Annotated in this window: 12 protein-coding genes; 4 read left to right on the top strand and 8 right to left on the bottom strand. The window is 67.4% G+C overall.

The window, feature by feature from the left end; genetic code table 11:
• Nucleotides 1-110 precede the first annotated feature (110 nt).
• Nucleotides 111-1145, bottom strand: a complete 1035-nt coding sequence (locus tag LIG30_RS13150) for a rod shape-determining protein (protein ID WP_038712846.1) — start codon at nucleotides 1143-1145, stop codon at nucleotides 111-113.
• 287 nt (nucleotides 1146-1432) lie between these two features.
• Here LIG30_RS13150 and LIG30_RS13155 point away from each other — a divergent pair, with 287 nt between their 5' ends.
• From LIG30_RS13155 to LIG30_RS13165, 3 genes are all read left to right on the top strand, one after another.
• A complete protein-coding gene (locus LIG30_RS13155) occupies nucleotides 1433-3775 on the top strand; it encodes a patatin-like phospholipase family protein (RefSeq protein WP_442856854.1) in 2343 nt (780 codons plus the stop codon).
• Between the two features lie 202 nt (nucleotides 3776-3977).
• Nucleotides 3978-4892: a glutaminase gene (locus LIG30_RS13160; protein WP_038712850.1), complete on the top strand. Its 915-nt coding sequence runs from the start codon at nucleotides 3978-3980 to the stop codon at nucleotides 4890-4892.
• A 326-nt stretch (nucleotides 4893-5218) separates the two neighbouring features.
• Complete coding sequence (locus LIG30_RS13165) at nucleotides 5219-5992, top strand: helix-turn-helix domain-containing protein (protein WP_235510305.1); 774 nt, start codon at nucleotides 5219-5221, stop codon at nucleotides 5990-5992.
• 24 nt (nucleotides 5993-6016) lie between these two features.
• On the opposite strand, the gene LIG30_RS13170 is transcribed toward LIG30_RS13165, so the two are convergent.
• The 6 genes from LIG30_RS13170 to LIG30_RS13195 all read right to left on the bottom strand — a co-directional run bounded on the left by LIG30_RS13170 (nucleotide 6017) and on the right by LIG30_RS13195 (nucleotide 12933).
• Nucleotides 6017-7165 (bottom strand): porin, encoded by a 1149-nt coding sequence (locus LIG30_RS13170; protein ID WP_038712864.1) that lies wholly within the window; start codon nucleotides 7163-7165, stop codon nucleotides 6017-6019.
• 136 nt (nucleotides 7166-7301) lie between these two features.
• A complete protein-coding gene (locus LIG30_RS13175; protein WP_038712852.1) occupies nucleotides 7302-8558 on the bottom strand; it encodes an SfnB family sulfur acquisition oxidoreductase in 1257 nt (418 codons plus the stop codon).
• Nucleotides 8559-8798: 240 nt separating this feature from the next.
• Entirely contained in the window at nucleotides 8799-9902 is a 1104-nt protein-coding gene (gene sfnG, locus LIG30_RS13180) for a dimethylsulfone monooxygenase SfnG (RefSeq protein WP_038712854.1), read from the bottom strand.
• A gap of 26 nt (nucleotides 9903-9928) precedes the next feature.
• On the bottom strand, nucleotides 9929-10498 hold the full coding sequence (msuE, locus tag LIG30_RS13185) for an FMN reductase (protein ID WP_038712855.1): 570 nt from the start codon (nucleotides 10496-10498) through the stop codon (nucleotides 9929-9931).
• A gap of 648 nt (nucleotides 10499-11146) precedes the next feature.
• Nucleotides 11147-11650 (bottom strand): bacteriohemerythrin, encoded by a 504-nt coding sequence (locus LIG30_RS13190; RefSeq protein ID WP_051995016.1) that lies wholly within the window; start codon nucleotides 11648-11650, stop codon nucleotides 11147-11149.
• 251 nt (nucleotides 11651-11901) lie between these two features.
• Nucleotides 11902-12933, bottom strand: coding sequence for an NAD(P)H-quinone oxidoreductase (locus tag LIG30_RS13195; protein ID WP_326973038.1), 1032 nt, complete (start codon nucleotides 12931-12933; stop codon nucleotides 11902-11904).
• Nucleotides 12934-13091: 158 nt separating this feature from the next.
• On the opposite strand from LIG30_RS13195, the gene LIG30_RS13200 reads away from it, so the two are divergent.
• Entirely contained in the window at nucleotides 13092-13976 is an 885-nt protein-coding gene (locus LIG30_RS13200) for a LysR family transcriptional regulator (RefSeq protein WP_038712860.1), read from the top strand.
• A 180-nt stretch (nucleotides 13977-14156) separates the two neighbouring features.
• Here LIG30_RS13200 and LIG30_RS13205 read toward each other — a convergent pair whose 3' ends face one another.
• Nucleotides 14157-14591, bottom strand: a complete 435-nt coding sequence (locus tag LIG30_RS13205; RefSeq protein WP_038712862.1) for a hypothetical protein — start codon at nucleotides 14589-14591, stop codon at nucleotides 14157-14159.
• Nucleotides 14592-14683 lie beyond the last annotated feature (92 nt).

Here is a 14683-nt window from a genome sequence, read left to right on the forward strand (position 1 = left end):
GCGGGAGCGGGAGCGGGAAACGGCGATGAGCAACGGCCCGGCGCCGCGCACCGGCCCGCGAACGGCCGGGACACGCCGCCCCGTCGGCTATGCCGCCGTCGGGCGGCGCGTCAGTTCGCCGCGCTCGTCGCGAGCCGGCGTCGTGCCTCGCCCGCGCCGCGCACCGCGCACGTCACCGGCTCGTCGGCGATCCGGATCGCCAGCCCTGTCTCGTCGACCAGCCGGCGCACGAGGTTCGCGAGCAGCGCGCCGCCGCCCGTCAGCACCACGCCGCTGTCCGCGATGTCGGTCACGAGCTCGGCCGGCGCGTTCTCCAGCACCGACTTGACCGCGTCGACCACCTGGTTGAGCGGTGCCGCAAGCGCGTCGGCGATGTCGTGGCTGGACAGCTCGATCGTCCTCGGCAGGCCGTCGCCGGCGCCGCGGCCGACCACGCGCATCACTTCGCGCGGCACCGCGCGGCTGGCCGTGCCGATCGTCTTTTTCACGTGCTCGGCGGTCTGCTCGCCGAGCAGCACCCCGTAAAGATTCCGCACGTAATTGACGATTGCCGCGTCGAACTGGTCGCCGCCGACCCGCACCGCCTCCTTGTAGACGATCCCGCCCAGCGCGATCACCGCGACTTCCGTGGTGCCGCCGCCGATGTCGACGATCATCGAGCCGACCGGCTCGGTCACCGGCAGGCCCGCGCCCAGCGCGGCGGCCAGCGACTCCTCGATCAGCTCGACCTTCGACGCGCCCGCCGCGAACGCGGCGTCGCGAATCGCGCGGCGCTCGACCGGCGTCGCGCCGGACGGCACGCACAGCGTCAGCTCGACGCGCCGCCCGAACAGCGAGCGCGTCGCCGACATTTCGATGAACTGCCGGATCATCTGCTCGGCCGCGTGATAGTTCGCGATCACGCCGTGACGCAACGGCCGCACCGCCTCGATATGCATGGGCGCGCGGCCGAGCAGCGCCTTCGCCTGTTCGCCGACCGCCTCGAGCGTCGGGCGCGCGGCGGCCGCGCCGGCCTTGCGAAAGCACACGACCGACGGCTGGTTCAGCACGACGCCGCGATCCTGCGTGTAAATCAGCGTGCTGGCCGTGCCCGGATCGATCGCGACGGATTGCGCGAACAGCCTGCCAAAAAGCGGTGTCGACATATTGGAGCCTTTACGAACGTGCGGTCCGGAGGAAGGGCTCGCGGCGCAGGCCCGCCCCGGAAGACGGAGCGGCGCCGTTGCGCCGGGCTATTCAGGACTTAGCGGCAAGGCACCCGGATTCTTTAGGCAATCCGAGCGTTTTTTTCGGTCGGCACGGCCCGCGGCCGGGCGATCCGGGCGGCGGGCGCCGCTCGATCGTTCTCCCGACCAGTCAAAACACGTTACTCTTTCCCTTTTTTCCTGCTCCCCGCAGGACCACGATTGTCCGATTACACCAAGAAACTACGATGACAGCGCCCGTTCGTTCCCGCGTTCAGGGGTGGCGCCGCGTCTTCCCGATGCTCGCTGCCCTCTGGTGGTGCTGCGCCGCGCTGGCGCAGTCCACGCCCTCCTCCGCCGCGACCGATGCCACGGATCGCACCACCCTGCCGCCCGCGCACGCGTGCGCGCCCGCTGGCGGCAATGCGGGCCGCCCGGCGATCGGGCTCGTGCTGTCCGGCGGCGGCGCGCGCGGCTATGCGCATTTTGGCGTGCTGAAAGTGCTCGAGGAAAACCGCATTCCGGTGGATTGCATCGCCGGCACCAGCATGGGCGCCGTGGTCGGGGGGCTGTACGCGAGCGGCATGGCTGCCGGCGACATGGAACGTCGCCTGTCGCAGGTCAATCTCGCCGACATCGCGTTCGACGCGACCGAGCGGGCGGACCTGCCGCAGAGCCGCCGCGAGGACGAGCGGCTTTACGTCAACGGCCTGACGCTCGGCTTCGGTGCGAACGGCGTGAAGACGCCGGCCGGCCTCGTGCAGGGCAACCGGCTGCAGGCGCTGCTGGCCGACTGGACGTCGACCGTGCCCGCCAATCAGCCGTTCGATCAACTGCCGCTCCCCTATCGCGCGATCGCGACCGATCTGCAGACGGGGCAAATGGTCGTGCTCGACCACGGCTCGCTGCCGCTCGCGATTCGCGCGAGCATGGCGATGCCGGGGCTGTTCGCGCCCGCCGAGATCAACGGCCGCGCGCTCGTGGACGGCGGGCTCGTCAGCAACCTGCCCGTCGACACCGCGCGGCAGATGGGCGCGGACGTCGTGATCGCCGTCGACATCGGCTCGCCGCTGCGTCCGCTCGACGCGCTCGCGACGCCCGCCGACGTGATGCAGCAGATGGTCGGCATCCTGATCCGCCAGAACGTCGCGACCCAGCGCAAGCAGCTCGCGCCCGACGACGTGCTGCTCACGCCCGAGCTGGGCTCGCTCGGCTTCACCGACTTCCAGAACGCGCGCGCCGCGATCGCCGCAGGCGCCGCCGCCGCGCACGCGGCGCTGCCGCGCCTGAAGCGCTATGCGCTCACGCCGGAGCAGTACGCGGCCTATCGCGCCGCGCACGCGCGGCCGCAGCCGCAGCCGATCCGCCTGGCCGGCATCGACATCCGGACGAACGGCGCGGTGCCGACGCGGATCGTCAGCGATGCGCTGCACGTCAAGCCGGGCGACACGTACGACCCGAAAGCGGTCAGCGAGGACCTGCTGAAGCTGACGACGAGCGGCAATTTCGACAGCGTCACGCAGCAGGTCGTCAGCGACGGCGACACGCACCGGCTCGTGATCGACGCCCGCGAGAAACACTGGGGACCGAATTTCCTGCTGTTCGGCCTCGGCATGTCGAGCAGCTCGACCGACGAAGGCGGATTCCGGCTGCACGTGGGCTACCGGCGGCCGTGGCTGACGGATTCGGGCCTCGAGTTCCGTGCGGACACGACGCTCGGCAGCGACCTGCAATCGATCCGCACCGAGCTGCGGCAGCCGCTGTCGACCGCAACCGGCCTCTATGTCGCGCCCTACGCCGAGTACGAACGCCGCTTCGCGAACCTCTATCTGGACGACGTCAAGCTGACCCAGTTCCGGCTGAAAACCGAGCGCATCGGCTTCGATTTCGGCGTGCCGATCCGGCGGCTCGGCGATTTCCGCATCGGCCTGGCCTACGCGCACGGCACCGCGGCGCCGAACTACAACGTGCCGACCGCGTTCGACGCCAACGGCGTGCCGACCGCATTCATGTTCGCCGGATCGAACGGCCAGCAGCTCAGCGCACGCGCAAGGCTCGTGATCGACCAGCTCGACGATCCGCAGTTTCCGCGCAAGGGATACTTCGGCGAGCTGCGCGCAGAGCGGTCGTTCATGTCGAGCGTCCGCCGCCAGTACACCGAAGTTTTCGGCAAGGGCATGATCGCGCAGCAGTTCGGCCGCCACAGCGTCAGCGCGAGCGTCGAAGCGGGCAAGAGCTTCGGCGGCGTGAGCCCGGTCAACCTGCTGGATTTCACGCTCGGCGGCTTCCAGCACCTGGCCGCGTATGCGGCCGATCAGCTGAACGGCAACGCGCTCGCCTACGGACAGGTGACGTACATGAACCAGCTGATGACGTTCAACGCGTCGCCGGTCAAGGCGTTGTTCGTCGGGACGAGCGCGGAGTTCGGCAACGTCTGGTCGCTCGACAACCCGCTCAGCGCCGGGCCGCTCAAGCGGAGCTATTCGTTCTTCACCAGCATGACGACGTCGTTCGGGCCGCTCTATGTCGGCGTCGCGCTCGCGCCCGGCGGGCGGCGCAATGTCTACTTCCAGCTCGGCCGGACGTACTGAGCGGTTGCGCGAGCCAGGGGAGGCCGGCGCGCGCGAGAGAATCGGTCAGCCAGAACGTGCCGCGCGACGCCGCGCCCGCGCACCGATCCCGCAAACGGCTCGCTGGCCGCGCACGCCGCCGTGCCGGCGCTTGACGAATCGCCGCGAAGGCGGTTCCATACGGGCTCGCCCGCATCCGGGCGGCGCACCGCCGCCTCACGTCATGAGCTATCAACCGATCCTCGAACGCATCCACGCCGAACTCGCCCCCTGGATCGGCCAGGGCCGCGTCGCCAACTACATCCCCGAGCTGGCGAAGGTGCCCGCCGACAAATTCGGCATGGCCGTGGTGACGCTCGACGGCGCCGTGCACACGGTCGGCGACGCGTACGAGCGCTTCTCGATTCAGAGCATCTCGAAGCTGTTCGCGTGCACGCTCGCGTTCCAGCTGCTCGGCGACGCGCTGTGGGAGCGGGTCGGGCGCGAGCCGTCCGGCACCGCGTTCAACTCGCTCGTGCAACTGGAAAGCGAGCGCGGCAAGCCGCGCAATCCGTTCATCAACGCCGGCGCGCTCGTCGTCACGGACGTGCTGTGCCGCCGCTTCGTGAAGGCCGAGACCGCGCTCGTCGAATTCGTGCGGCGGCTGACCGGGGCGGCCGACGTCGACTACGATTCGCGCGTCGCGCTGTCCGAATGGCAGCACGCGGAACGCAACCGCGCGATGGCGCATTTCATGGCGAGCTTCGGCAACATGCGGATGCCGCCGGACGCGGTCGTCGAAGCGTATTGCCGCCAGTGCGCGATCACGATGAACTGCGTGGAGCTGGCGCGCGCCGCACTGTTCCTCGCCAACGGCGGCGTCGCGCCGGTGACGGGCGAGCGCATCGTCGATTCGAGCTCCGCGAAGCGCCTGTCCGCGCTGATGCTGACCTGCGGCACCTACGACGCGGCGGGCGACTTCGTGTATCGGGTCGGCCTGCCGGCGAAGAGCGGCGTCGGCGGCGGCATCGTCGCGGTGCTGCCCGGCGAAATGGCGGTGTGCGTGTGGTCGCCCGGGCTCGACGCGAACGGCAATTCGCTCGCGGGTGCGCTCGCGCTCGAGTGGCTCACGACCTATTCGGGGCGGTCGATTTTCTGACCGGGGCCGCGGCAGCGACATCTGCATTCTTGATCGACGGAAGGTCGGTCACGATTTCCTGCATGCGCGAATACAGCTTCCGCGTGCCGACCTAGTCCGCATGCGCGTCGGCACTCGCCTGGTCGACGTATTTGACGAGGGCGGCCGTCGGCAACATGCCGGCGGCCAACGCGATGGCAAACGCTGCGAGACTTGACGGGACACTTTTTGACCCGTTCGAAGCGCAACATCGGCGTTCCTTCACTTGCGTCGACGCGCCATGCCCCCCCCATCGATACCCCGAACCTCGACCTTGCATCGAACGCGCGCGCCCCGCTCGGATCGCGGTGCGGCGAGACCTGCTCGCGCTGATCGCGACGCGGCTCGATGCGATCCGCCCGCCGGCCGGCGCACAACGCCGTCGTGCCGCGAGCGACACCGAAACGGATCCATCACGCAGTTCCGACGGCGCTGGCGATCTTGTTCGTCATCAGGACACGGTATGTCCTGACCGACGTCGACAATACCGACTCGACAACAACAGGACACCATTCTTGAAGCCATTCATCCAGGACATTCGACTCTCGACGTGCGTGGTCTGCAACTGCCGACAAACGCATGAGCTCGAGAGCGAACCGGTTCGACCGAACGACACGATGCCAACGCGTCCGTCGAATGACCGCAACGCTTGCGAGAGCGTCCCGGTCGAGTCCCCGGCGATCCGGATTCCGCTGAACGAGTGGCCGATGTCCGAAAAAATGCGTCACGTCGCCGAATGGATCGCGAACAACTTCGCCCATCCGCTCAAGGTGCAACAAGCCGCCGACGTCGTCGCGATGAGCGAGCGTACGCTGCTGCGCAATTTCACGCGCGAAATCGGCATGACGCCCAGCGCGTATCTGCTTCATGTCAGGCTCGCCCACGCGTGTTCGATGCTTGAGCGCACCACCCTTCCGGCCGATTCCATCGCCCGACGCTGCGGGCTCGGGAGCGGCGATCACCTCGCGCACCTGTTTCGCCAGCACTTCAACCGGACGCCGACCGAATATCGGCGATCGTGCTCGACCGCCGGCTTCCAGCCGGCGTATCGGGACAGCGCCGCGGATCGACGCGGGGCATAAAAGAGGCACGGCGAAGCGCGTGCGTCAGAAGCGGTGACGAATACCCGTCGCGACGCCCGCCTGGTTCTGGGTACCCGACGCCGGCAGCATGCCGGCGAAGTTGGTGCCGCCGAGTTCCGTGGTCGAGCCCAGACGATCGCCACCCGTTGCGTGCTGGTACACGGCCGCCACGTAGACGTCCGTGCGCCTGCTGAACGAATAATCCGCGCCCAGCGCAACCGAGTGCCAGCGCAGCGAGTCCGACGCGCCTTTCTGCGATGCCTTGCCGTACGTGAACGTGTAGTTGCCGACCAGCAGCAGTGCCGGGGTCAGCCCATACACGCCATTGACCTCGATGTTGTCGAGACGCAGGTCGCCGCCCGCGAGCGCGCCGTCCGCCGTCGTCGCGCCCTGGTACTTCGTGCGCGTCCACAGCAGGCCGGCCGTGGCCGGACCGTACGAGTAGTTGGCGCCGACGCCGAACGTGCGCTGGGTCTTCGCCGGAATCCACTCGCCATCGGACGCCGCGGCGCCGGACAGTGCGCCCGTGTTGCTGTTGGTGAGCTGGTCGTACACCGCGGCGACTTTCAGCGGACCGCTGTCATACGCGGCGCCGACGCTCCATTGACGGCCGGCGGTGAAATCCGTCGAATTGCTGAAGCTGTACATGCCGCCGAAGTGGAAGCCGGCGTAGTTCGCGCTTTCATACTTGATCGCGTTCGAGATCGCGTACTGCGCGCCGATGTTGTCGTTGTTGAACGGGTGAGCCGCGAGGTTCACGCCCTTGCCGGCCAGCGACAGCGGCGCCAGATAATCGACGACCGAGTCGTACTGGCGGCCGAGGGTCAGCGTGCCGTACGTGTTGTTCGACAGGCCCACGTAGCTCTGGCGATTGAACAGGCCCTGGCCGGCCCCCGCGCTCAGCCATTCGCCGAGCCGGCCGTTGCCGACGTTGAAGCCGGATTCCACCTTGAAGATCGCACGGTTGCCGCCGCCCAGATCCTCGACGCCGCGCAGGCCCCAGTAGTTGTTCGACAGGACGCCGCTGGTCTGCGCCAGCAGCGCACCGCCGCCGACCTTGTTGATGTACGCGAAACCTGCATCCAGAGACCCGTACAGGGTCACGCTGCTCTGGGCGTGAGCGCCTGCACTGAAAACCGCGGTCACGGCAGCGAAGACGAGCGTTTTCGTCAATTTCATGTTCGATTCCTTTTCTTGTTCTCGTTTTCCAATCCCGGTAAATCGATTACCCGGCTTACCTGAAACATCGATTCCGGAACGCGTCAGGTGCAGGCCGACGTCCGATCGAGGCCGGTAAGCCGAATCGCGCTCAGTTCCACGGATGACGCGGCGCGGCGATGCCGTTCAGGTGGTAGTTGCCGATGTGGAAGCGCTTCCAGCGCACCGGGTCGTGCAACGTATGCGTGCGCGCGTTGCGCCAGTAGCGGTCCAGCTGATGCTCCTGCAGCGTCGAGCGCGTGCCGGCCAGTTCGAACAGCCTGTTGGTCGCGTCGATCGCCACTTCGGTCGTCAGCACCTTCGACTCGGCGGTCCCGAGCGTCGCGTCGTTCACGTTGTGCTCGCTCGGGTCGCGCAACGCGCGGTCGATCGAGCGGCCGGCCCGGTCGAGCAGCGCCTCGGCGGCGTGCAGGCGCAGCACCAGGTCGCCGATCGCCGTGACGGTGAACGGGTCTTCGGCAGCGGTTTCCTTGCCGCTGTCGATCCACGGGCGGCTCTTGGTGCGCACGAAATCGATGGTCTCGGCGATCGCCGCCGCCGCGATGCCCGCGTCGATCGCGGACTGGATGATCTGCGAGATCGCTCCCGCCGCGGTCGGGCGGTCGAACGCCGCCACCGGCACCAGGCGCGACACCGGGACGCGCACGTTCTCGATGCGGATCGAGCCTGACGCGGTGGTGCGCTGGCCGAAGCTCGACCAGTCGTTGATCACCGTCAGGCCGGGCGCATCGCGGTCGGCGAATGCGAGCCAGCCGCGGCCTTCGTCGTCGACCGCGACGATCGGCACGATATGCGCGAGCAGCGCGCCGGTCGTGTAGAACTTCTGGCCGTTGACGACCGCATGGTCGCCGTCCACGCGCAGGCGGGTTTCGAACGCGGCGACGTTCTTGCTGCCCTTTTCCGAAAACGCGTTGCCGAAGCGGTAGCCCTTCAGGACCAGCGCGAACAACGCCTTCTTCTGCGCGTCGGTCGCGTCGAGGTCGATGTGCACGACGATCGCCAGATGGTTCTGCGTGATCTGCGCGATGCTGGAGTCGCCCTCGGCGACGAGGCGGATCACTTCGGCCAGCGTCGCATAGGAGACGCCCGCGCCGCCGTACGCCTTCGGCACGGTAATGCCCCACAGGCCGCTCTGCGAGTATTCGTCCAGCTCCGCGAGCGGCAGGATGCCCGCCTTGTCGCGCAAGGCCGCCTCGGCGGCGAATTTCCGGGACAGCCCGCGCGCGACCTCGATGGCCTCCTCGTCGCTGCGGATCACATGAGCAGCCTGTTCCGGCCGTGGGCGCGGCGCGAACGGCACGTTCGGCGTATTGACGCGAGGCGCGTTGCGCAGATCATCTGACGACATGACATTTCCTTTTCAAAAAAAGACGAGTTTCCGTATTCAAATCAGACAGCCAAATCCATTCGCGTCCGGATGAACGATCATCCCGACCTGGCATTTAATTTCGTATAACGAAATATTGCTCAAGCACCTCGTTCCGGACGAATTCCGCAATGCGCGCCACTTCACGAATGGCACGCCACCTTGTTTCACGCGGAATCGGCAGGCACCCGATCGCCAGCCGAACGCCACGCGCCGGCCGTATCAGGCCGCCTGCTTCTGTCGCTTCGCCTCGAGTTCGCGGACCAGCGGCAGCACCTTCTGGCCGAAATACTCGACTTCCTCGATGAAGTGCAGGAAGCCGGCCAGCACCAGGTCGACGCCGATCGACTTGAGTTCGACGATGCGCTCGGCGATCTGCTGCGGCGTGCCGATCAGGTTGGTGCGGAAGCCGTCGTTGTATTGCACGAGGTCCTCGAAGGTCGACCTGGCCCAATTGCCCTCGCGCTCGGGCGATGCGTTGCCGGCCTGCTTGACCGCGTCGCCGAACGCATTCACCGCCTCGGTGTCCGCATGCCGGATGATGTCGTCGAGCACGGCCTTCGCCTCTTCTTCCGTATCCCGCGCGATCACGAACGCATTGACGCCGATCCGCACGCGATGATTGTTCGCCGCCGCCTTGGCGCGAATGTCGTCGATCTGCGCCTTCAGGTTCTCCGGCGTGTTGCCGTTCGTGAAATACCAGTCCGACACGGTCGCCGCGTTGTCGCGGGCCGCGCGCGAGCTGCCGCCCTGGAAGATTTCCGGATGCGGCTTCTGAACCGGCTTCGGGCTCAACGTGAAATTGTTGAAGCGGTAGAAATCGCCCTTGTAGGTGAAGTTGTCCTGAGTCCAGATCCCCTTGAGCGCCTGGATGAATTCCTTCGAGCGCCGATAGCGTTCGTCATGCTCGAGCCACGGCTCGCCGATCGCGGTGAACTCCCCCTTGAACCAGCCGCTCACCACGTTGATCGCGATACGGCCGTTCGAGATATGGTCGATGGTGGAGATCTGCTTGGCGACCACGGCCGGATGCCACGGCCCGGGCAGGATCGCCGCGAGCACCTTGAGCTTCGTCGTCGCGTGCAGCAGCGCCTGGCTGAACGATACCGATTCGTGCTGGTACTCCGCGCCATAGCCGGCCGTGAAGCGGATCTGGCTCAGCGCATACTCGAAACCCGCGCGCTCCGCGGTCTGGGCGAGGCGCTGGTTGTACTCCAGGCTCCAGTCGGTGCGTTGCGCGATCTTGCTGACGACGAGGCCGCCGCTCACGTTCGGTACCCAGTAGGCGAACTTGACTGCGTCGTCGGAATGGGAAGTCTGGCTCATGGTTGATTCCTCGGATGACGTTGAACTCAAGCGACCGATACAGCCGCAGCGTGGGTGTCTCCCGCATGGATCTGCGGCACGGCGCGCTCGATGGCGAGTGCGATCCGGGCCTGCAACGCGGGACTGTCGATTTCGTAACGATCGAAATCGCTTTCGGAGGCGTAGACGCCGATCGGCAGCGTGCGCGCCTGAAAGAAGCTGAACAGCGGACGCAACTGATGATCGATCACGAGCGCGTGCCGCTCGCTGCCGCCTGTCGCGGCCAGCAGCACCGGCACGTCGAGCAGCGCTTCGTGATGCACGAGATCGAACAAGTGCTTGAACAAGCCGGAGTACGACGCGCGATAGACCGGGCTGGCCGCAATCAGCAGATCGGCCGTCTCGATTGCGCGGATCTTCTCCTCGATGTCGGCCGGCACCTGTGCGCGCGTCAGCGCGCCGGCCAGGCGAGCGGCGATTTCGCCGAGCTCGATGATCCGCACGTTCACCCGCACCGCATCGCCGAGCGCCGCCGCCAATGCCCGGACCAGCTCCAGCGTGCGGGACGGTCGCTGCAGGCCGCCGGATATCGCGACCACCTGATATGTCTTGCTCATGAAAGCCCCTTCCTGAAATCCAGACAGTCGCGATTCCGTCCCGAGGTCCCAGGGCAATCGCCTGGTTCCCGCATTTTTCAGCCGGCCGGATCGCGCAGCACATCTGGCGTATTAGACGAGACCCGCCGCTCCGCTCCTACAAATGAATTCTCGAATGCATATTTGAATTGGGACTGATCGGATAGCACATTGATTTGAAATGTGAAATTTGGATCGAGCGGGGAAAATGGCGAGCATGCGCCTCCGCCCGGAAGCAGGCGACTGAATCAGGGAAGGGTGAAAATCGAGCAATTTGCATGGCTGCTTTGCATCCGGCAGCAGTCCAGACCACACGCGCGGAACGCCACGTCGAATTGCCGGCGGGATCGAGCGATACACGCCGCATTCGGTTGGCTACCGTGCGATCGCGATGTGATCAATCGGGAACGTGATGAAGACTGGACCCTGCAGACGGTGGGCGTCTATGCGTCGGGTTCCATGACAGGCACAGCGTTGAAGGCGATTCGGTGAATAAGCAGCTGACCCGCTGCGGTCGATATGTGTCGATCATGCTCGACGTCCGCGCCGCGCGCGCGGACGGGCGAGCGCGGCTCGCCGCAACGAATCGCTTGCCGCCCGGCATGCGGGCGGCAACCGCAACCGGATCGTTCAGGCCGTGGCGTCGGCGCGCCAGTCGCTCGGCACGGCATGACGGCGCAGGACCACCGGCGCGCCGCCATACACCTTCTTGTTGATCCACGTGGAAAGCGCCGAATCCATGTAAGTGGCATGACCGGGAAACCAGTCCACCAGCGCCTCCGCGAGCCGCTTCACGGCCAGCAACGTGATCGTGCCGGCCAGCGCGCGCGAATAGACCTGCTGCACCGTATCGAGCACGCGCTGATGCTCGTCCAGATGGCAGTCGGCCGGCGGAAACCCGGTGCGCTCCATCCATTCGCGTTCGGTCTCGAAGTGCGACACCAGATGCGTGTCGAGCGCCTCCAGGCAAGCGAGCATCGACTCCTCCGTACACCGCCCGAGCGCCGTCACGACCTCGACGAATTCTTCGTGCGCCGCGTCGATCGGCGCATGTCCGAGCACCATCGCGTCGCTCCACACCAGCTCGTACGGCGCATCGGCCGAAAGCCCCGCCTCCTGCGAAAATTGCGTCATCCCGGTTCTCCATTGAGCCGCATCGCGCCGTTCCTGCTCATCAGCCGGCGCGCAAGCGAATAATCGTCGACGTTATCTTATCGGGCCGGCCTGGTGCGCACCTCTGCGTTGGCGCAAGGTTTGTTCACTCAGCGCGGAAACGGCGGCGGCGACCCGCGCGAATCCGCCGCCGCCGCTCCATCCGTCCCCGCGCGCCCGCCGCCCGCGCGAACATGGCAACGGGCACGGCGCGGACGGCGCTCGTGCGCGGCTCACGCCCCGCGATGCGCGCGCGTGACGAGCACGATCTTGCCGACGTGCACCGCCGAGTCGATCAGCGCGTGCGCGCCGCGCGCGTCCTCGAGCGGAAAGGTCTCGAACACCTGGGGCCGGACCTGCCCCGCCTCGATCAACGGCCAGACGCGCTGCTCGAGCTCCCGGATGATGTCGGCTTTCTCTTCGTAGCTGCGCGAGCGCAGCGTCGAGCCGACATGCGTGAGCCGCTTCGTCATCATCGGCCACAGGTCCAGCTCCCGGGCCGGCCCCTTCAGCACGCTGACCTGCAGGATGCGGCCGTTCATCGCCGCCGCCGTGTAATTGCGCGCGACATAGTCGCCCGCGACGATGTCGAGAATCACGTCGACGCCCTTTCCGCCGGTGAACGCGTCGACCCGCTCGACGAAGTCCTCCTCCAGATACTCGATCGCGTGATCGGCGCCGAGGCGCAGGCTGGCGTCGCGATGCGCGCGCGAGCCGACGGTGGTCATGATCTTCGACGCACCGAATGCCTTGGCGAGCATCGTCGCCGTCGTACCGATGCCGGACGCGCCGCCGTGAATGAGGACGGATTCGCCGGCCTGAAACTTGCCGCGCTGGAACAGATTGAGCCAGACGGTCATGAACGTCTCCGGCATCGCCGCCGCCTGCGCGACGTCGAGGCCGGCCGGGATCGCCAGCGTGACGCGATGATCGGCGACCGCGTATTCGGCGTAGCCGCCGCCCGTCACCAGCGCGCAGACGAGATCGCCGCGCCTGAAGCGGGTCACGGCGGAGCCCGTGTCGACCACCTCGCCCGCGATCTCCAGGCCCGGAATGTCGGACGCGCCGGGCGGCGGACTGTACTGGCCCTTCCGCTGGTACACGTCGGGCCCGTTCACGCCGGCCGCATGGACGCGGATCAGCACTTCCTCAGGCTTCGGGCGGGGCACCGGGCGCGTCGTCGGGACAAGCACCTCGGGGCCGCCCGGCCGGGCGATTTCGATCGCCGTCATCGTCGACGGCAGGGGGAATTGGGCATCGTGCATGGCAGCATCCTTTTCGGGTGTTCGGCGGGTTCTCGCGTATCGAGACCGCACGAGCGCAAACGCGCGTCGAAAAAGAGCATATGCTTGTTCGCTGATGAATCCACGCAGCAATTTCCAACACCAGTGATGCAAATTTGCATCGCATCGGGAGCACGCGCATGAACTGGGACGACACCCGGATCTTTCTTGCCATCTACCGGGAGCGCAGCCTGCGCGGCGCGGCGCGCATCGTGGGGGTCGATCAGGCGACGGTCGGCAGGCGGCTTGCGGCGCTCGAGCACGCGCTCGGCGCGACGCTGTTCCTGCGCACGTCGAACGGCTATGCGCCGACGGCGGTCGGCGAGGTGGCGGTGCGCGCGGCGGAAAAGATGGAGCAGTCGGCGATCGACCTCGTGAGGCAGGCGCAGGGCGTCGACCAGCGGCTGGCCGGCGAAGTGCGCGTGACGACGACCGATTCGCTCGGCCTCGCCTTCCTGCTGCCGGCGATCGGCGCGCTGCACGACGCGCACCCCGACATCCGCGTGCTGCTGAACACGTCGACGCAGGTGCTCAATCTCGCGAAGCGCGAAGCGGATATCGCGATCCGTACGATGAAACCCGACAATCCCGACTTGCTGACGCGCCGGCTCGCCGCATGGCCGGTCGGCCTTTACGCGTCGGCGGCCTATCTGGAGCGGCACGGCGAGCCGGCTGTCGGCACCGCCTTCGCGGGCCACGATCTGGTCGTCTACCAGCCGCATATGCACGCGCGGCGCCCGCTGACGCTGGCAGGCGAGCCGGTCCACGCGGGGCGTATCGTGTCGGGTCTGGACTCCAGCCTGATGGTGCGCGCGGCGATCAAGGCCGGCCTCGGCCTCGGCGAAATCGCCGTGCCGCTGGCCGAGCGCGACGGATTGGTGCGCGTCTGGCCGGACCGCGCCAATGCGAGGCTTTACGAGGTATGGATGGTCACCCATCAGGATCTGCGGCATACGGCACGGATCAGCGCCGTGGTCGATCAGATCGTTCGGGTGTTCGACGCGCCGTTGCGCGCTGGCGGCTGAACGCGACGCGCACCGGCCTCGGCGGCCGATGCGGTGCGCGCGTCACGCCCGCTTGCCCGGTATCGGGCGCGGGCAGCGCCGCATGAGCCGGCGAAACGAGAGGCTTCGCCGCGACGCATGAATCGGCAAGGCCGGCACGCGCGATCGCATGCCGGGCGATTCAGCGCCAGATCCGGCGCATCAATGCCGGTGATGGTGCTTGCCGTGGCGATAGTAGCCGCGGTCGTAGCCTTCGTCGCGCGAATAGGAATTGCGCTGGATGTTGCCGCCCAGCGCGGCCCCTGCGCCGCCGCCGACCGCCGCGCCGACGAGGCCGCCGGTGCGGCCGCCCATCGCGTTGCCCGCCGCGGTACCGACGCCGCCGCCCACCGCGCCGCCGACGATCGCGCCGGTGCGCTCGTGACGATTGGCCGTCAGCGCGCCGCCGGCGCCGCCGCCGACCGCACCGCCGATCACCGAGCCGGTCTGCCCGCCGAGCGCGCCGCCGACCGCCGCGCCGGCGACACCGCCGAGCGCGCCGCCGAGCGCATTATTCATATCGCCAGCCGATGCCGGCAAAGACGTCAGCGCGGCAAACGCCGCCACGACGAGGGTAGGGGCTACCTTGTTCCACATGCCCGGTTTCTTCCTTATGCGCAAACGATTGATCTGATTCAAGCCGCCGCTGTCGAATGACCGATCGAACCGGCGGGGCCGATCGGCCCCGC

The sequence above is a fragment of the Burkholderia sp. lig30 genome, from assembly GCF_000687455.2.
Taxonomy (GTDB): Bacteria; Pseudomonadota; Gammaproteobacteria; order Burkholderiales; family Burkholderiaceae; genus Burkholderia.